The 17,633-nt window shown below is 64.6% G+C and carries 14 protein-coding genes and 1 pseudogene; 3 read left to right on the top strand and 12 right to left on the bottom strand.

All coding sequences use genetic code 11. From position 1 onward, the window contains the following. Positions 1-138: 138 nt before the first annotated feature. Positions 139-1,128 (top strand): arsenic resistance protein, encoded by a 990-nt coding sequence (locus tag LAQ74_RS09910; protein ID WP_224332391.1) that lies wholly within the window; start codon positions 139-141, stop codon positions 1,126-1,128. Between the two features lie 52 nt (positions 1,129-1,180). On the opposite strand, the gene LAQ74_RS09905 is transcribed toward LAQ74_RS09910, so the two are convergent. The 6 genes and pseudogenes from LAQ74_RS09905 to LAQ74_RS09880 all read right to left on the bottom strand — a co-directional run bounded on the left by LAQ74_RS09905 (position 1,181) and on the right by LAQ74_RS09880 (position 6,390). Beyond that, positions 1,181-1,603 carry an arsenate-mycothiol transferase ArsC gene (locus tag LAQ74_RS09905; RefSeq protein WP_224332390.1) on the bottom strand — a complete coding sequence of 141 codons (423 nt, stop codon included), beginning with the start codon at positions 1,601-1,603 and terminating at the stop codon, positions 1,181-1,183. Between the two features lie 26 nt (positions 1,604-1,629). Next, positions 1,630-1,737: pseudogene (locus LAQ74_RS09900) on the bottom strand (arsenic metallochaperone ArsD family protein); the annotation flags it as partial. 316 nt (positions 1,738-2,053) lie between these two features. After that, on the bottom strand, positions 2,054-2,449 hold the full coding sequence (locus LAQ74_RS09895; protein WP_224332389.1) for an ArsR/SmtB family transcription factor: 396 nt from the start codon (positions 2,447-2,449) through the stop codon (positions 2,054-2,056). Between the two features lie 296 nt (positions 2,450-2,745). Next, positions 2,746-4,059, bottom strand: coding sequence for an APC family permease (locus LAQ74_RS09890; protein ID WP_224332388.1), 1,314 nt, complete (start codon positions 4,057-4,059; stop codon positions 2,746-2,748). After that, the gene (locus LAQ74_RS09885) at positions 4,056-5,633 is read right to left on the bottom strand and encodes an ABC transporter substrate-binding protein (RefSeq protein WP_224332387.1); all 1,578 of its coding nucleotides are present in this window, start codon (positions 5,631-5,633) and stop codon (positions 4,056-4,058) included. The genes LAQ74_RS09890 and LAQ74_RS09885 overlap by 4 nt, the downstream gene beginning before the upstream one ends. Before the next feature lie 289 nt (positions 5,634-5,922). Next, complete coding sequence (locus LAQ74_RS09880; protein WP_224332386.1) at positions 5,923-6,390, bottom strand: hypothetical protein; 468 nt, start codon at positions 6,388-6,390, stop codon at positions 5,923-5,925. A gap of 277 nt (positions 6,391-6,667) precedes the next feature. Between LAQ74_RS09880 and LAQ74_RS09875 the strand changes: the two genes are divergently transcribed. Next, positions 6,668-7,492: an FkbM family methyltransferase gene (locus LAQ74_RS09875; protein ID WP_224332385.1), complete on the top strand. Its 825-nt coding sequence runs from the start codon at positions 6,668-6,670 to the stop codon at positions 7,490-7,492. On the opposite strand, the gene LAQ74_RS09870 is transcribed toward LAQ74_RS09875, so the two are convergent. Next, positions 7,489-8,226: an alanyl-tRNA editing protein gene (locus LAQ74_RS09870; protein WP_224332384.1), complete on the bottom strand. Its 738-nt coding sequence runs from the start codon at positions 8,224-8,226 to the stop codon at positions 7,489-7,491. The two genes, LAQ74_RS09875 and LAQ74_RS09870, sit on opposite strands and share 4 nt — an antisense overlap. A 210-nt stretch (positions 8,227-8,436) precedes the next feature. Between LAQ74_RS09870 and LAQ74_RS09865 the strand changes: the two genes are divergently transcribed. Then, a complete protein-coding gene (locus tag LAQ74_RS09865) occupies positions 8,437-9,126 on the top strand; it encodes an HD domain-containing protein (RefSeq protein ID WP_224332383.1) in 690 nt (229 codons plus the stop codon). Positions 9,127-9,153: 27 nt separating this feature from the next. Here LAQ74_RS09865 and LAQ74_RS09860 read toward each other — a convergent pair whose 3' ends face one another. The 5 genes from LAQ74_RS09860 to gltB form a co-directional block, all read right to left on the bottom strand. Continuing rightward, positions 9,154-10,155 (bottom strand): NAD-dependent epimerase/dehydratase family protein, encoded by a 1,002-nt coding sequence (locus LAQ74_RS09860; protein ID WP_224332382.1) that lies wholly within the window; start codon positions 10,153-10,155, stop codon positions 9,154-9,156. Between the two features lie 62 nt (positions 10,156-10,217). Beyond that, positions 10,218-11,222 (bottom strand): NAD-dependent epimerase/dehydratase family protein, encoded by a 1,005-nt coding sequence (locus LAQ74_RS09855; RefSeq protein WP_224332381.1) that lies wholly within the window; start codon positions 11,220-11,222, stop codon positions 10,218-10,220. A 125-nt stretch (positions 11,223-11,347) separates the two neighbouring features. After that, positions 11,348-11,773 (bottom strand): DUF7522 family protein, encoded by a 426-nt coding sequence (locus LAQ74_RS09850; RefSeq protein ID WP_224332380.1) that lies wholly within the window; start codon positions 11,771-11,773, stop codon positions 11,348-11,350. Between the two features lie 112 nt (positions 11,774-11,885). Beyond that, positions 11,886-12,566, bottom strand: a complete 681-nt coding sequence (locus LAQ74_RS09845; protein ID WP_224332379.1) for a hypothetical protein — start codon at positions 12,564-12,566, stop codon at positions 11,886-11,888. Between the two features lie 342 nt (positions 12,567-12,908). Continuing rightward, positions 12,909-17,444 carry a glutamate synthase large subunit gene (gltB, locus tag LAQ74_RS09840; protein ID WP_224332378.1) on the bottom strand — a complete coding sequence of 1,512 codons (4,536 nt, stop codon included), beginning with the start codon at positions 17,442-17,444 and terminating at the stop codon, positions 12,909-12,911. Positions 17,445-17,633 lie beyond the last annotated feature (189 nt).

Here is a 17,633-nt window from a genome sequence, read left to right as displayed (position 1 = left end):
GTAGAGAGGTCACTATCGTCTGTAGCGATATTTGGGTGCGTGTCGACCTCGAGATTGTCGACGGAGTTCCAAACGCCGGGTGATCGCGTCGGGCCACAGCAACGGCGGTTTATTCTTCGCTCTCGAAACAACGTCCAGATGGGTACGAAGGACCGACTCCAGCAGAATCAAGTCGTAGTCTACGGAGTCGCGGTCACACTCGCAATCGTCGCTGGTCTCGGGAAACCGAGCGTGAGCTCGCTTTTCGAACCGCTCATCAATCCCGTCTTGGCGGTGCTGTTGTACGTGACGTTCCTCGAAATTCCGTTCACCAGGCTCCGCCACGCGTTCACGAATGGGCGGTTCATGGCGGCAGCCCTCGGAATGAACTTCCTCGTCGTCCCGGTCGTCGTCTTCGGTCTCACTCGGTTTCTGCCGCAGGATCCGGTGATTCTCGTGGGTGCGTTCATGGTGCTGCTGACGCCCTGTATCGACTACGTCATCACGTTCACGGAACTCGCGGGGGGAGACTCCGAGCAGATCACCGCCGCGACGCCGGTACTGATGCTCGTCCAACTGCTGTTGCTCCCGGCGTACCTGTGGCTGCTCATGGGTCAGCAAGTGGCGGAGTTCGTCGAGGCGGGACCGTTCATCGAGGCGTTCGTCCTGATTATCGCGCTTCCGCTGACGCTCGCGTGGCTCACGGAGTTCTGGGCCGACCGCTCCGAGACGGGCGACCGCTGGGAGGGCGCTATGGGCTGGTTACCGGTTCCGATGATGGGTGCGACGCTGTTCGTGGTAATCGCATCTCAGCTTCCTCGCGTGCAGGACTCGATCGGCCAGATTGCGGTTGTCGTCCCGGTGTACGTCGCGTTCTTGATCGTGATGCCACTGCTCGGTCGGCTCGCGGCGGGTCTCTTCCAGATGGACATCGGCGAGAGTCGTGCGCTCGTGTTCACGTCGGTAACGCGGAACTCGCTCGTCATCCTTCCGCTGGCACTTGCGTTACCGTCGGGGTACGCGCTCGCACCGGCAGTCGTCGTGACCCAGACGCTGGTCGAACTCACGGGAATGGTCGTTCTGACGAGGGTGGTTCCCGGCCGGCTCCTTCCGAACGGTCCGTCGACGTCGATTCTCAGCGAGTCGTAGACGTTCGCGCTCTTCACCCGGTCGGTGGATGCATAGAGCGGCGACTCACCAGCTACTGATCGGTGAACTGTTCGTCGAAAAGGGAGACCACCCGCCGCTCGATCTCGTCGCGAATCTCGCGGACGCGTTCGATATCCTGCCCGTGGGGGTCGTCTAGGTCCCAGTCTCGAACTTCGACGTTGGCGTCGAGTTCGAGCGTCGAACAGCCCATCGTCGCGACGACGTCGCACGCGTTGAGTTGCTCGTCGCTGACCTCCCGCGGTACGCGGTCCGACAGGTCGATATCCAGTTCTCGCATCGCTTCGACGACTTCGGGGTGAACCTCGTCGGCTGGCATCGTGCCACCCGTGACGATCTCGACGCGATCTTCGAGGCCGCGTCGTTGCCGTTCCCGCTCTGCAAACGCAGCGGACATCTGACTTCGACCGGCGTTCTGGACACAAACGAATCCGAACGTCACGACATCGTCGCTCATACAGATACTTGAGGAAGTACTAAAATAAGACTATCGACTGCGTGCGTGAACGCGACGAGTTCTTTGTCCGGGTCCGGTCCGCAGACGCCGGTGGAACAACACATCGCGTCTTCGAAGACGGTTATCTCGACCATAGTTGATGATTTTGAGCGTTTGAAGCGTTCTCGAGACAACGATAACGCAGCGAACGGAGATCGACTCTGTTCGGCTTCGTTCGCTGTCTTCCCGATCCGCTTCGACACTCACAGACAAACAGTTGAACAAATGTTTAAATAATTTCTTCGGTTCACCCGTTAGTGGGAGGACGCTCCTTTCACTCGACGGCTGGAAGATCACCTCGACAGAGGTATCGGGAGGTGGAATTAGCCAGTTACTGACGGTTCCGATCCGTGACTCGTGGTAGTTGAGCAGTCGGTGAATTCAATGCGGGTAACGCAGACGAAGAGTAGATTACCGTGTTCCGTCGAGAACGGCGAGAAGCGCGTTCGCTCTCGTCGTCGCCCGGTACTTTCGCCAGCGACCGTCCTTTCGTTTGCGGACGAGTCCAGCGTCTACTAGCGTGGAGAACGCGTGACTCACGGCGCTATCGCTAACGTCCATCAGCGGCGTGATTTCGCAGACACAGAGCTCGCTGTCCGCCTCGACGAGCATTCGAACGAGTCGATATCGCGTCTCGTTACCGAGCGCCGATAGCGTCCGAACGTCACTCGAGATCGTCTCCTCATCGATCAGTGCTTCGAGGTCGTCGAGTTCACTGAGTCGTTGTTGGAGGTCCTCACTTCGACACTCGCCCAGTTCGTCCCGCAGATACCGACGAAGCCGCTCGTCCGTCGTTGTTTCAGGCACTGACGAATAGTTGTCCAGTCTCTCAAATAAGCATTCCGTCGATAGTCTACTCTCCTGTTTTGGGCTTCGAATCGGTGTACTGCATTTCTCTGGGGACTTCGATGGAGATCCGTCCGGGACTACTTTCTGCGAACGTCGCCGACCGACAGGAGTCGAGACACCGCTAGTCGAACCTCAATCGGCGGCCGTGACTGGACCTTCGCGACCGGCCACGGTCCTCGAAACGGGAGGGAGAGACCGAGCGCCCGCCCCACCACGACCGACACACGAATCAGGCGAGGTCTCGGGTAGACGCCCTACATCCCTTCTTCGAGCGACTCGCGCTCGAAGTACAGCGCCTCGACGGTGAAGACCGCGACCGCGATGCCGACGACGAGCCAGAACACCGACGGAAGCTGTGCGTAGAGATACCACGTGAGCATGGCGAAGAAGGCGACCGACCCGACGGTGCCGACTAGTGGGGGAACGACGTTGATGTCGCCCCTATCGCGGTTCGTCAAGGTAAGCGCGCTCATCGCGCCGAAGACCGCGATAAACGAGAGCGACGCGAACTCGACGACGGCTTCGAGACTGCCGAGACTCGTGAACGCCGCCGTGAAGAAGCCGATGACGAGGACGGTCCGCGGCGGAGCGGCCTGCTCGTCGGCGTCGCCCATTCTGTCGGGGAGGATACCCTCGGAGATCAGGTTCTTCGCGAAGAGGGCTTCGCTGAATATCGTCGAGTTGATGGCGCTCGCCGTCGAGATGAGTCCGGCGATGCCGACGGCGAGCGCGAGCCACTTCGAGATGACGAGGGCTCCGTACAGCAGCGCCGCCTCGGGTTGGGCGGCGACCACTTCCTCGGGAAGGAGGCTCGTGATGACGAACCCCACGAGGACGTATATGAACGCCGCGATGGGAATCGAGAGGAACACGCCCTTGGCGAGCGTCTCGTCGGGGTCGTCGAACTGATCCTGGTCGTAGAAGAGCAACTGCCACCCCTCGAACGAGACGAAGCCGACGGAGGCGGCGAGAAACGGGTTGATGTCGAGACTCGTAATCGATCGCGTCAGCTCCGAGAGACCGCTCTGGAGGAGCTGATTCGAGAAGCCGAACCAGAGCGCGACGAAGCCGAAGACCGCGATGACGCCCGCCTGCACGAACACGAGATACCGCTCCACGGCGGCCGTCGAGGAGGCACCGAGGAGGTTCAGTCCGACGAACGTGGCGACGACGCCTATCGAGAGGAACTGTCGAAGCGGGAGTCCCCAGACGTACTCCACGCCGAGCATCATCTGCCCGTACGCACCGAACGCGTACGCGTACATCGCCATCGTTCCGATGTATCCGACGACGAGCGTCCACCCGACGACGCCCGCAGTCGTCGTCCGGCCGGTCAACTCCTCGATGAACGAGACCGACCCGCCGCTCTCCTCGGTCAGTTCGTTGAGCTTCACGTACGAGTAGGCACAACAGAGCACGACGACGGTGGCGAGCGCGTAGGCGAACCACGTCAGCACCCCGGCGGCGGCGACGACGATGCCGATCGCCGCGTAGATTCCGCCACCGACGATTCCGCCGACGCCGAGTGCGGTCGACGTTCCGACGCCGAAGCCTCCGTCGTCGCTCACGAGTCCACCCCCACGACGCGGTCGTCGGTCGTCAACTGGGGGTTGACCTCGGTGATGGGGTGGACCCTGAAGTCGCGGACCCGGTCGGAGACGGCGAAACTGTTCTCGAACGAGCACAGCGGGAGACAGACCCGGTCGGTGAGCAGTCGCGTGATCGCCGTCTCGTAGAGGCCCCGTCGTCGCGCACGGTCCGTCGTCTCCCGCGCCTCGGTGAGTCGGGTCATCACCTCGTCGTCGGTGTAGAACACCCCGTTCGTGCGTCCGATCATGTTTTCGTGGAACGTCGGGTACAGAAACGAGTCCGGGTCGGGCGTTCCGGCGATGCCGCCGACGAAGATGGAGTAGTCGCTCTCGGAGCCCGAGACGAACGTCTCGAGGTACCGCTTCCACGGCTTCGAGGTGACGAGCGCGCCGTGGCCGGCGTTGCGAAGACCGCCGGCGAGCGCTTCGCCGAACTCCTTCCAGAGGGGGTCCTTCGAGGTCAGAATCTCGAACTGACCGCCGGTCTCGCCCGCCTCTCGAAACAGCTGTCTCGCGCGGTCTGTGTTCTTGCGGACGGGAATCTGTCTCCACTGCTCTATCGGCATCTCCCAGTTCTCCGCGACCCGGCGCGGAAGCGGGCTGTACACTCGACTCCCGGACGGTTCGACCAACTCCCGGACCACTTCGTCCAGGTCGACGCAGTGGCTGATCGCCTCTCGAACCTTCGGTTTCGTCGTCGGACCCTGATTCAGGTTGAAGCCGAGGTAGTACGTCCGGTAGCCCGCTCGACGCTTCACCGAGGCGCCGGTGACGTCGCGGATGTCGTCGGCCACCTGCGGACTGACCGGTTCGATCGCGTCGTTGCGGCCGGTCCGAAGCCCCATCATGAGCGTGAGCGGCGATTCGACGTACGCGAACGTGAGTTGCGCAATCGCGGGCTTCGGCTCGCCCCAGTACTCGTCCCAGCGCACGAGTTGCGCCTTCTTCTCCTCGCTGAACTTCCGAACCTCGAACGGCCCGCTTCCGACGGGATCCGTCGCGAACGACTCCCTATCGGCTTCACGAGCCTCTTTTGGGACGATCGGTCGCGTGAGCGTGTGCGGAAACGCCGGATACGGCTCCTGGAGCCGGAAGCTGACCGTCCTCTCGTCGACGACCTCGACCGACTCCAGCACGTCGACCATCCACTCGGTCGCCGCCTCCTCCTCGACTGGCGCCTCGAACGAGTACCGAACGTCTGCCGCCGTGACCGGTCTGTCGTTCTGAAACCGCGCCCGTTCGTCGATCGTCACGTCGACCCGTCGACCACCGTTGGAGACCGTCGGCCGGCCGGTCGCGATCCGCGGGACGATATCGGTCCCCGCTCCGTACGCGTACAATCCGTCGAAAACCCGGTTTATCGCCTGTCTCGACCCCACGTCCTGCGCCTCGATCGGGTCGAGAGTGACCGGCGGATAGAGCGTTCCGAGCCGGAGCTTCGGTCCCGACGGCGTCCGGGCGTCGGCCGCACAACCAGTCAGCGTTACAACGCTTCCTGCGCCGATTCCCGCGAGCAGCTCGCGCCGCCGCAGCGAACTATCGTATCCCTCCATGTGTAACAGATGCGCTCTCGGTACTCCGGTAGGTGAGACGAGTTCGTGTTTCGGTTGGGCGATGACCGGATTGGAGTTTCTGCTTGCGATGGCATGCCACCGAACGCGAGGTTTCGTCCGGACCGCGTCGGCCGTTCCACTCCGGGCCAGCGAGCCGCCGTGAGTTACGGAGACGGCAGGCAGTCGAACTTCGCCTCGTCGTCCACTAGGTGGACGCTCGGGGCTTGACGGAGTCGCCGCGCTGGCCGCTTCGGTTTCCGAAAGAATGGCGTTCCGACCGCAGCGGCAGTCAGGTATTACTGTCGTTTCCGCCGCCGCCACCGTCGCCCTGCACCGGAATCAGTTGCGAGTCGACGAACCCCTGGTTGTCCTCGGGCAGGAACGAGTAGTTCGGGCGGACGCGGTACACCTGGCCCTGCTGGATGTTCGCGTCGTCGGCGGGGTAGACGAGGAATCGCTCGTTCGTGTTGAGGTACGTGGCGATCCGCGTGTTGTAGTCGCTCCAGGCGGTAAATCCGGTCTGCTGCGGCGTGTAGTTCACCACCCCGGAGACGATGCGAAGTCTCGCGCCGGGGTTGAAGTTGTTCGACTGGAACAGCGCCTTGTACCGGGGTTGGTTCCCGTCGGTCTGGGCGGCCGCGCCGCCAGTCGCCGACAGACCGAGCGCGAGACCTCCAGCGGACAGCGCGCCGGTTTTCAGCACGGTTCGTCGAGTCGATTCGCGTTCGTCCGTCGTGTTCTCACTCTCGTCGGTCATAGATTTCACCACGGGCCGTCGAACGACGAAGCGAACGTGCGTCGGTACGGCGAACTGCGCGCGTAGCGATAGTGGTTCGGACGACCCACGCGAACCGACGGCGAGCAGTTCCGAAAGCGCTAGCCTTGTTTTTGGAAGCAGCCTTCGACCAGGGTTCGGTCCCAGCGCCGAGACAGCGGTTCGACTGCGATACGGCGCCCGTCGAGGCCGGGTCCGGACCCGTGGGTCCACACGCCGAACCCGAACCCTTCTGTCGCCGCCACCCGAACGTCGTGCTATGAGCGGACGCATCGACGGCGCGATTCGACGGGCGCAGTACAGCCTCCGGTACGTGGTCTTCTCGGCGTACTACGCGGCCGTCCGTCGAAACCACCGACACGAGTGGTACGCACCGAAAAAACGCGTCGGGTCCGCGAGCTTTCGGAGTTACGAACTCGTCAACAAACACGGCGACGACGTGTTGCTGCACCGACTCCTCCACGCCTGCGAACCCGGTGACGTCGTCTACGACGTGGGCGCGAACACCGGCGTCTACTCGCTGGCCGTCGCCGCCAGCGAACCAGATACCCGAATCGTCGCCTTCGAACCGAACCCGGACGTAGCCGCACAACTCCGGGCGAACGTCGACCGCAACGGGTTCGGAGATAGAATCACCGTCCGCGAGGAGGGCGTCGGCGCGGCGACCGGAACCCGTCGGTTCCACCGCTCCACGTACGACGAACTCGGGTCGTTCGACGCCAGAAACGCCGGCGCGTGGGAGGCGAGCGTCCGCGACGAAATCGACGTTCACGTCGTCGCCCTCGACGATGTCGTCGCCGGAGTCGGCGCGGACAACACGGGCGAAGGTGAAGACGGTGAACTTCCCCCACCGGATCACATCAAAATCGACGTCGAGGGGTACGGGTTGGAGGCACTTCGGGGCGCGCGCGAGACGCTTCGGTCGGCGCGCCCCACCGTCTACTTCGAACCGCACACCGAAGGCGGCGAGGACCGGACCGCTGACGTCGCGTCGTTGCTGCGGTCGCTCGGCTACCGGATCCGGATACGACCCGACGCGTGGGTCTGTACTCCCAAAACGGAACCCGGTCGGTCGAGCGATTAAACCAGTCGGAACTTCACCCGCTCTTTCTCTCCACCTTTCGTTTCTCGACCCGTGACTTCGACGGTACCGAGTTCGTCGGTGTTCGCGACGTGCGTGCCCGCGCAGGCGGTCCGGTCGTACGGGTCGTCCTCGGGGCCGATTTCGACGAGTCGAATCTCGGTGATGGAGTCCGGCAGGAGGTGGAGTCGAGTGCGCTCGGGGTCGAGCGTCGCCTCGGCCTCCTCGCGGTCCATCACGTACCACCGGACGGGCATCGCGTCGGCGACGAGGTCGTTCATCCGCGCTTCGATGTCGGCGAGGTCGCCCTCGTCGAAGCGTCCGTACGCGCAGTCGAGGTAGGCCCGGTCGGCGTACAGCTGGTTTCCGGTCGTCTCGGCGTCGTACTCCGAGAGCAAGAGCGCCGAGAGGAGGTGCTGGGCGGTGTGGTACTTCATGTGCGAGTACCGACGCTCCCAGTCGAGTCGGCCGGTGACGGTCGTCCCCGCTTCGGGCGGCTCCTCCGAGAGCGTGTGGTACACCGTGTCCTTCTTCGAGACGTCGGTGACGGTCCACGTCTCGGACGCTGCGTCCGAGCCGTCGCCGGCGAGACGGAGCGTCCCGTTGTCGTTCGGTTGGCCGCCGCCGGTCGGGTAGAACGCGGTTCGGTCGAGGACGACTCTGTCGTCGAGGACGCGTTCGACTGTCGCCTCGAACTCGCGCGCGTCGGTGTCGTCGAGGTACAGTAACTCGGTCATAGACGTGGAGACCCGTCGAACTCACTTACGGGTTCGCTTTGCGGCGGATTCGCACGCCCGCCGCGGGGTGGGAGGCGACGCGTCGGCGGTGGCGTCGGTCGCTCGCGTCGGATTTTCGGAGTCGTCGGCCCTGTCGTAACGCCTAAGAGCGAAACGACCCTCTCTTCGAGCAACAATGACTGACAGCCCTTCCCATCGGAGGTGGACTCCGTGGGGGTCGAGATAAAAGAGACGGAAGTCACCGAGGAACAGTTCGAGGAGATGAAGCGGTTCGTCTACGATTATCTCGCCGCCAGCGTGGAGAACGAGGACGACGGCGGCCGGATGCGGTGGTACCCCTGGCACAGCGCCGACTACCGGTTCAACCACATCCTCAACGTCGTCGCCCTCGCGACTCACATCGCCGAGCGCGAGAGTGCCGATGTCGACGTCGTCGCCGTCGCGTCGCTGTTTCACGACATCGCGAAACTCGACGCCGACCAGGACGTCCACGCCGAGGAAGGCGCGCGCGTCGCCCGGGAGTACCTCTCCTCGCACGGCGAGTTCCCGCAGTCGTTCATCGACGAAGTCTGCCAGGCCATCGAGGACCACTCCTATCAGGGACCGCTGTCGGACGTGTCGCTGGAGACACAGTGTCTCATGGAGGCCGACATCCTCGACAAGGTCGGCGCGAACGGGACGGCGCTCATGCTGCTGCGGATGGGCTACGAGGCCCGCACGCACATGGACGCCGCCGAGATGGTCGAGCGCGTCCTCCAGCGCGGCGTCGACGCCTCTCGTCGCATCGAGAGCGACACCGCCGAGAGCATCGCCCACCGCCGTCTGAAGCGAGTCAAGTGGTTCCGCGAGTGGCTCGAAGATGAAGTCCCCGAGATGAACCACGAACGGTTCGGGTTCTGAGTCGAACGAGAACGACGCGGTTCGTTTTTAGATGGTGTCCAACACGCCGAGCACCCGCTCCTCGGCGTCGCGTCCCGGGTCGTGTTCGGAGCCGTCGCGTTCGCTCTCGCGATGTTCCGCCACGGTGCGGCGCATCGCCTCGTCGACGGGCGTCGACTCCCAGCCCAGCGACGCGAGTTTGCTCGTGTCGAGGACGTGTGGGTACGGTCGGTAGAGGACGAAATCCGTCGGTTCGAGCTCCGCGGCGGCGAGTTCGCGTTCGCCCGCGTGGACGACTTCTATCTCGGTATCTGCGGCGTCGGCGACGACCTCGACCATCTCTTCGAGCGTGACGAGTCGCTGGTCGCCGACGTTGTACGCCTCGCCGGGTTCGCCCGACTCGGCGACGATACGGAGCGCGCTCGCCACGTCCTCGACGTACGCGCGGTGCCAGATGTTCGTCCCGTCGCCCGGCACGATGACGCGGTCGTAGTTGTCGACGCGCTCTAACCAGTAATCGAGGCGCTCGGTGTAGTCGTGCGGGCCGTAGACGATGCACGGGCGGACCGAGGTGGCGTTGACGCCTCGCTCGGCGGCCTCAGAGACGATGCGGTCGCCCTCGGCTTTCCGCGCCCCGTAGCTGTCGGGCGAGTCGTCTTCGGTCTGTTCGGGCGTGCAGTCGCAGAGTTCGGTGACGCCCTCGCGTTTCGGAATCTCTTCGTTGCCGTAGGCGCTCCCGCTGGAGATGTAGACGTAGCCGTCGACGTCGGCGAACACGTCGACTGCCTCTTCTACTTCCTTGGGTTTGTACGCGACGCAGTCGACGACGATGTTCGGGTCCGCCTCGTCGCGGGCGCGTTCGAGGTCGTCTCGGTTGGTTCGGTCGCCTTCGACGCGGCCGACGCGCTCGTCGTCCGCGAAGGGGTTCTCGTGGTTGCCGCGGTTGAAGATGGTGACCTCGTAGCCGTTCTCCAGTAGGTCGTCGACGACGTGGCGGCCGATGAAGCGCGTCCCGCCGACGACGAGTGCCGAGTCGCTCGTGTCGCTCATGTCGGTTCTCGGTCGGTGGTGCGGGATGAAAAGTGTACGAGTGGCGGTCCGATTGGCCGTGATTACGCGTCGTCGGGTTCCACTGTGGCATCCAACGCGTCTAACACCCGCTCTTCGTCTGCCCTCTCAGGCTCGTTCTCCGCCCCGTCGCGATCGTTTTCGACATGCGCCGTCGCCGTCGTCGCGACGGCCTCCGATTTCGGCGTCGACTCCCAGCCCAACTGGTGTAATTTCTCCGTCGACACGAGCATCGGCCGTGGGGTGTACAGCGGGAAATCCGTCGGTTCGAGGTCCGCCTCGGCCAACTCGCGGTCACTCGCGCCGACGACTTCCACCTCGGTATCGAGCGCCTCTCCGATCAACTCCAGCGACTCCGACAGCGAAAATGCGTTCCTGTCGGCCACGTTGTACGCCTCGCCCGGGTCGCCCTCTTCGGCGACGATTCTGAGGGCGCTGGCGACGTCCCCGACGTACGACCGGTGGAGGAGACTGCCGCCGTCGCCCGGCACGAGCACGCGGTCGTACTCGGCGACCCGGCCGACCCAGTACGCGAAGCGTTCGGTGTAGTCGTGCGGCCCGTAGACGAGCATCGGCCGGACCGCCATCGCCTCGGCACCCTCTGCGGCGGCGACGGCGACCGCTCTATCCCCTTCGGCCTTCCGCGGACCGTAGCTCTCGGCGGAGTCGTCCTCGGCTTGTCCGGGCGTACAGTCGTGAATCGGTGTCTCGTCCTCTCGCATCGGCACGTCCGGTCGAGCGTAGGCGCTGCCGCTGGAGACGTAGACGTAGCGGGCGTCGGCGAACACGTCGGTCGCCGTCTCCACGTCGTGGGGATGGTACGCACAGAAGTCGACGACGACATCGGGGGCGACTTCGGCCGACGCCGACTCCAGCGCGTCGCGGTCGGTCCGGTCGCCGGGGATGTGCGAGACGCCCGCACGGTCCGCGAAGGGGTCGTCGTGGGTGCCGCGGGTGAACGTCGTCACGTCGTAGTCGTGCGCGAGCAGTTCCTCGACCGTGTGGCGGCCGATGAAGCGCGTCCCACCGAGACAGAGAGCGGTTTTCATATGCTCTGCTCGCGGGGGTGCGCGAAAAGCGTACGTCAGGCGGAACGGACCGCGCGGAAAAGAGACGTGGCCCCCATTGGGCCGCGTCGTGGACGGGTGCGTCGGCTACACACGCCCGGCAGCGTTCAGTTCTGGTCGCCGACCGTGAGCAACGACCGCAGGCTCACCGCTTGCGCCTCGAACTCGGTGATGTCCAACTCGTCGGTGGTGATGATGACGCCGTGGTCGTCGACGAGCACGCGACAGAGAAAGCCCTTCGAGAAGACGCGAATCGTGTACTCGTACTCGCCGACGTCCGGTTCGGTCGCCGGGTTCTCGAACAGGTCGCCGTACGTCTCCTGCGAGGAGAAGCCGAGGCGCTCGTTCTCGACGAGCGGCTCCTTCACCGAGCGGACGCGCGACCTGTCGTCGGTGTAGAGATCCGAGCGGAGGTACAGCACCTCGAACTCGTCGGGCGTGAAGTAGATGACGCTGCGAAGCGCGTCGCCGAGCGCGGTTCGTGCGATGTAGACGATGCCGTCCGCGAGGTCGTCGTTGGGTCGCGATGTCATATGGTACGTACGCTCGGCGTCGTATCAGTTGTTTCCCACCCGAGAGAACGATGGCGCGCTACCGACTTCGCGCGGAGGAATCGTTCGACCCGTTCGAACTGTTCGACCCATCTCACCCCTCTTGCGGAGTTTTGACCAGCGAGTCGTAGAAGCCGCTTCCGCCGGAGGCGAGGTACGCGTAGAAGCCGACGCCGCCACCGTCGTACTGGGAGTCAGTCCCCGAGAGTCTGGTGACGGGGGTTCCGTCGGCGTCGGCGACGACGACGATGTGTCTCCCCGACTCCTGCCACCGAACGAGTACCTGGTACCAGTTGTTCTGGCCGAGCGCGAATCCCTGGCTCGACTGTCCGACCAGCGACTTCGCCCCGTTGGTCTCCTTGTAGAGAAAGACGTTGTTCTGGGGAAGCTGCAGTTTGACGTAGTACTGGTTGTTCGGGTCCTCGACGGCGTACCCGAAATTGAGCGTGTCGGCCCCGCCGGTCGCGCGAACCCAGTACGAGAACGTGTCGCCTCGCGTCGGTGCGTCCGGCAGCGACGCGGTGTACACACCGGAGTCGACGCCGGTAATCCGGAGTGACCGCGACCCGGACTGCGAGACGTTTTGCGTCGTCGAAACACCCTCCTGTCCGTCCAAAAACTGGTAGCGGTCCCCGAGTTGCTGCGCCCCGTACTCGAACGCTTCTACCACGCGCTCTTGCTGGGCGGAGACACCGGAACTTCCGACCAGTGGGAGCCCGACTGAGAGTCCCGCGGCGGCACCGAGTGTTTGTAGTGCGCTGCGACGCCCAACCATGGGTGCTGTCGAATCGGTCCGTGCGTTTTTTTCCATGACCATGGAGTTCGACAGTACGACATAAGATAAATTCAGTTCAGAGAAATGTGATGTTCGTGTGGTTTGTTCGCTCTCCATCCCCCTAATGTCAATTCATGAAACCGGTGGTGTGCGAATGTAAACATATACGACCGATTGTGCGTGAACGTCACTATCTCGTGTCGGACGAGCTGAAACAACCGTCCCCGACTCCGTCAGACGGAGTACTACGCGCGTCGCTCCGGGGGTACGAGAGACGGGAGAAAAAGACAGAAGACGGAAGACGAGCGAAGATGACGACGCGCAGCGCCGCGCTCGCCGCGTTCAGTCGTCGCTCTGGGCGACTTCGCGGTCGATGCGGGTGTCTTCGACGGAACCGGCGGGCGCGGGGAGTTCGTCGCGTACGTCGGCGCGTCCCTCCTCGGTGATGACTTTCGCGTACGCGTCCGGCATCACTTTCGCGAAGTTCTTCACTTCGCTGGGCCACTCCGCGAGCAGCGCCTCGGCGCGCTCGCTGTCGGCGTAGTCGGCGTGGTTCTCCACGAGGCGGCGCAGCATCGCCTCGTCGCTCTCGCCGAGTTCCTGCGAGAGCGACACCATCTCGGTGTTCGCCTTCGCCGCCAACTCCTCGTCGGGGTCGTAGACGTAGGCGACGCCGCCGGACATCCCCGCGGCGAAGTTCCGCCCCGTCCCGCCGAGCACGGCCACGACGCCGCCGGTCATGTACTCGCAGCCGTGGTCGCCGACGCCCTCGACGACGGCTTTCACCCCCGAGTTGCGGACGGCGAAGCGCTCGCCCGCGACGCCGTTGACGTACAGTTCGCCCTGCGTCGCGCCGTACAACGCGACGTTGCCGATGAGGACGTTCTCGTCGGGTTCGTAGCTCGCGTCCGCGGGCGTCTCGACGACGACTTTGCCGCCGGAGAGCCCCTTACCGACGTAGTCGTTGGCCGCGCCGGTGAGGCGCATCGTCACGCCCGAGGCGAGGAACGCCCCGAAGCTCTGGCCGGCGACGCCGTCGAACTCGCAGGTGATAGTGTCGTCGGAGAGCCCCTCGCCGCCGTACCGCGTCGAGATGCGATCCGAGAGCATCGCGCCGACCGCGCGGTCGACGTTCGATATCTCGTGGCGCAGTTGGACGGGTTCACCGTCGTCGAGCGCCGGTTGCGCGTCCTCGATGAGTTGGCGGTCGAGTTGCGCGTCGAGGTCCGAGTGTGACTGTTCCTGCGTCTTGCGACGCTGCTCGCCCGCCGGTTCCGCGAGTACCGCCGAGAGGTCCAGATGTTTGGCCTTCTCGTGGTCGGTCTCGCGCTGGCGGAGGTAGCGGGGACGGCCGATCATCTCGTCGACCGTCTCGAAGCCGAGTTCGGCCATGAGCTCGCGCAGTTCCTGCGCGATGAACGTCATGTAGTTGATGACGTGGTCGGGTTCGCCGGGGAAGCGGTTCCGAAGGTTCTCGTTCTGGGTCGCGACGCCGACCGGACAGGTGTTCTCGTGGCACTGCCGCGCCATCACGCAGCCGGCGGTGACGAGCGACGCCGTCCCGAAGATGTACTCCTCCGCGCCCAGTAGCGCGGCGATAGCCACGTCGCGGCCGGTCTTCATCCCGCCGTCGGTGGAGACGCGAATCCGGTCGCGCAGGCCCGTCGCACAGAGCATCTGGTTCGCCTCCGCGAGGCCGAGTTCCCACGGTAGGCCGGCGTTCTTGATGCTCGTCTTCGGCGACGCGCCCGTACCGCCGGAGTCGCCGGAGATGTGTACTACATCCGCGTTGGCCTTCGCGACGCCCGCGGCGATGGTGCCGATGCCCGCCTCCGAGACGAGTTTGACGTTGATGTCGGCGTCCTCGTTGGCGACTTTGAGGTCGTGGATGAGCTGTTTGAGGTCCTCGATGGAGTAGATGTCGTGCAGCGGCGGCGGTGAGATGAGGCCGACGCCCGGCGTCGAGTAGCGGACGTGCGCTATCATCTCGTTTACCTTCTTGCCGGGGAGGTGGCCGCCCTCGCCGGGCTTCGACCCCTGCGCCATCTTGATCTGTAGCTCGTCGGCCGACGAGAGGTAGTGGCTCGTGACGCCGAAGCGACCCGACGCCACCTGCTTGACGTTGCACTCCTTCTCGGTGCCGAAGCGCTTTGGCGGTTCGCCGCCCTCGCCGGAGTTCGACTTCCCGCCGATGCGGTTCATCGCGATGGAGTTGTTCTCGTGGGCTTCCGGCGAGAGCGAGCCGAGGCTCATCGCCGCCGTCGAGAACCGCTTCACGATCTCCTCGACGGGTTCGACGTCCTCGATGGGAATCGAATCGCGGTCGGAGTCGAAGTCGAGCAGGCCGCGGAGCGTCTGTAGCTCCTCGCTCTGGTCGTTGACGAGTTCGGCGAACTCTCGGTACGTCTCGTAGTTGCCGGAGCGGACCGCCCGCTGGAGCGCGCCGACTGTCTTCGGGTTCCACTGGTGGTGGATGCCCGCCGAGCGGTTCTCGTACTCGCCCTGGACTTCGAGCTTCGGGTCCTCGCCGTAAGCGACGGTGTGGCGCGTGAGCAAGTCCGCCTCTATCTGGGGCATCCCGATGCCTTCGGTGCGAATCTCGGTGCCCTCGAAGTACTCGCGGACGAACTCCGAGGAGAGGCCGACGGCCTCGAAAATCTGGGCACCACGGTAGCTCTCGACCGTCGAGATACCCATCTTCGCCATCGTCTTCAGCAGGCCGTCTTCGAGCGCCTTCACGTACGCTGCGATGGCCTCCTCGGGGTCCGCCCCGTCGGGACCGGCGACGATGTCCTCGATGGTCTGGTAGGCGAGGTACGGGTTCACCGCACCTGCGCCGTAGCCGACGAGCGTCGCAATGTGGTGGACCTCGCGGGGGTCGCCCGACTCGACGACGAGTCCGGCGCGGTTGCGCAGCCCGTTACGGACGAGGCTGTGGTGGACCGCCCCCGTCGCCAAGAGACTCGGAATCGGCACTCTGTCGGGACCGGCCGCACGGTCCGAGAGGACGACGATGTCCGCGCCGCCCTCGATGGCCTCGCGGGCCTCGTCGCGAAGGCGTTCGACCGCGTCTTCGAGTTCCTCCTCGCCGCGCTCGTACGTCATGTCGAGCGTCTCGCTGCGCAGGCCGTCGCTGCCGTCGAGGTCCTCGATTCCGGCCGTCTGCTCGTCGGTGACGACGGGCGAGTCGAGCACGAGTTGCCGGGCGTGCTCGGGCGACTCCGCGAGCATGTTCCGCTGGTTACCGAGGCGGGATTCGAGGCTCGTCACCAACTTCTCGCGGATGTAGTCGATCGGCGGGTTCGACACCTGCGCGAACAGCTGTTTGAAGTACGTGAACAGGGGGCGGTTGAAGTCCGAGAGCACCGACAGCGGCGTGTCGTCGCCCATCGAGCCGACGGGGTCTTTCCCCTGTCTGGCCATCGGCTCGATGAGGTGGTTCAGTTGGTCCTGCGTGTAGCCGAACGCCGCCTGCTGGGCGCGCAGCGACTCGACGGGGTCGCGGGTACCGAACGCCTCGGGGTCGGCGGACGCCGAGAGGTGGCGCTGTTCGTCGGCGACCCACTCGCCGTACTTCGCATCGACGAGCGAGTCGAACACTTCCTCGTCGGGGATGACGCGACCCTCCTCGGGGTCGGCCATGAACAGTTGGCCGGGCTGGAGGCGGCCGCGCGACTTGATTTCGCTTGGGTCGTGGTCGAGCGCGCCGACTTCGCTGGCCATCACGAGGCGGTTATCGGTCGTCACGTCGTAGCGACACGGCCGGAGGCCGTTGCGGTCGAGCACCGCGGCGATTCTGTCGCCGTCGGTGGCGGCGACGAGCGCCGGCCCGTCCCACGGTTCGACGAGGCTCGCGTGGTAGTCGTACCAGTCGTGTCGCCCCTCGTCCATCGCGTGGTCGTTGCGGTACGCCTCCGGAATCAGCATCCGGAGGACGTGCGGCAGGTCGCGGCCACCTTGTAACAGGAGTTCGACGACGTTGTCGACGCTGGCGGTGTCGCTCTGGTCGGCGTGTGTGACGGGTTTGATGGTCTCGATGTCTGTGCCGAAGTCGGGGTGCTCCAACTCCGTCTCGCGGGCGCGCATCCAGTTGACGTTGCCGCGAATGGTGTTTATCTCGCCGTTGTGGACGACGTTGCGGTAGGGGTGCGCGAGATGCCACGCGCCGAGGGTGTTCGTCGAGAAACGGGCGTGAACCATCGACAGCGACGTCTTCATCCGCTCGTCGCTGAGGTCCGGGTAGTACGTCGGCAGCTGCTCGGCCTTCAGGAGACCTTTGTAGACGAGCGTCTTCCGCGAGAGCGAGCAGACGTAGAAGCGCCCGCTCCCCTCGATGCCGGAGTCGTCGACGGCATTCTCGGCGGCACGACGGCCGACGTACAGCGCGCGGTCGAACGCTTCGGCGTCCGTCGCGTCGTCGGTCGGCTGGACGAACAGCTGCCGGACGTCCGGTTCCGACTCCAGCGCCGTCGCGCCGAGGTCCGTGTTGTCCGTCGGAACGTCGCGCCAGTGAAACGCGTCGAGTCCGTGGTCGGCGAGCGCGTCCTCGACGACGCCGACGACGCGTTCGCGGGCGTCGTCGTCCTGTGGGAAGAAGACGGAGCCGATCGCCCACAGTTCGGGGAGGTCGCAGTCGAGTTCCTCGGCGAAGAATGCGTCGGGGCGTTGTATCATGATGCCCGCGCCGTCGCCGGTGTTCTCCTCCGCACCGGTGGTGCCGCGGTGTTCGAGGTTTACGAGTAGTTCGAGCCCGTCGGAGAGCACGTCGTGCGACGCGCCACCGTCGAGGTCCATGACGGCGCCGACGCCGCAGTTCGAGCGTTCGTCGGCCGGGTCCGCGAGGCCGACCCTGCGGGTGTCTGTGTGTGGCTTGGTCATACACTGAGCCTGGAGCTAGCCACTTATGAGCGTACTCCTGAAAGAATAAGGGTGTTCTTATGGCATATAAGGCCGTTATGATATACTGTATAGACCGAACGACCGTGATGGATTCGGGCGTATCTGCGGCGAGGCCGTCACCGTCGGGACGCTCGCGGCGACGATTTATCCGTGTGGAGACGGCACTAC

Origin of the sequence: Haloprofundus halobius, assembly GCF_020097835.1 — an archaeon.
Classification (GTDB): domain Archaea; phylum Halobacteriota; class Halobacteria; order Halobacteriales; family Haloferacaceae; genus Haloprofundus; species Haloprofundus halobius.
Note: the sequence above shows the minus strand (reverse complement) of the source record. Positions and strands in the feature narration are given on the sequence as shown.

Excerpts from the sequence above, each read along its gene's own strand:
- LAQ74_RS09870 (WP_224332384.1), bottom strand. The coding sequence starts at position 8,226 with ATGACCGAGTTACTGTACCTCGACGACACCGACGCGCGCGAGTTCGAG.
- LAQ74_RS09880 (WP_224332386.1), bottom strand. The coding sequence starts at position 6,390 with ATGACCGACGAGAGTGAGAACACGACGGACGAACGCGAATCGACTCGA.
- LAQ74_RS09850 (WP_224332380.1), bottom strand. The coding sequence starts at position 11,773 with ATGACATCGCGACCCAACGACGACCTCGCGGACGGCATCGTCTACATC.
- LAQ74_RS09845 (WP_224332379.1), bottom strand. The coding sequence starts at position 12,566 with ATGGTTGGGCGTCGCAGCGCACTACAAACACTCGGTGCCGCCGCGGGA.
- LAQ74_RS09875 (WP_224332385.1), top strand. The coding sequence starts at position 6,668 with ATGAGCGGACGCATCGACGGCGCGATTCGACGGGCGCAGTACAGCCTC.
- LAQ74_RS09910 (WP_224332391.1), top strand. The coding sequence starts at position 139 with ATGGGTACGAAGGACCGACTCCAGCAGAATCAAGTCGTAGTCTACGGA.
- LAQ74_RS09885 (WP_224332387.1), bottom strand. The coding sequence starts at position 5,633 with ATGGAGGGATACGATAGTTCGCTGCGGCGGCGCGAGCTGCTCGCGGGA.
- LAQ74_RS09905 (WP_224332390.1), bottom strand. The coding sequence starts at position 1,603 with ATGAGCGACGATGTCGTGACGTTCGGATTCGTTTGTGTCCAGAACGCC.
- gltB (WP_224332378.1), bottom strand. The coding sequence starts at position 17,444 with ATGACCAAGCCACACACAGACACCCGCAGGGTCGGCCTCGCGGACCCG.
- LAQ74_RS09855 (WP_224332381.1), bottom strand. The coding sequence starts at position 11,222 with ATGAAAACCGCTCTCTGTCTCGGTGGGACGCGCTTCATCGGCCGCCAC.
- LAQ74_RS09860 (WP_224332382.1), bottom strand. The coding sequence starts at position 10,155 with ATGAGCGACACGAGCGACTCGGCACTCGTCGTCGGCGGGACGCGCTTC.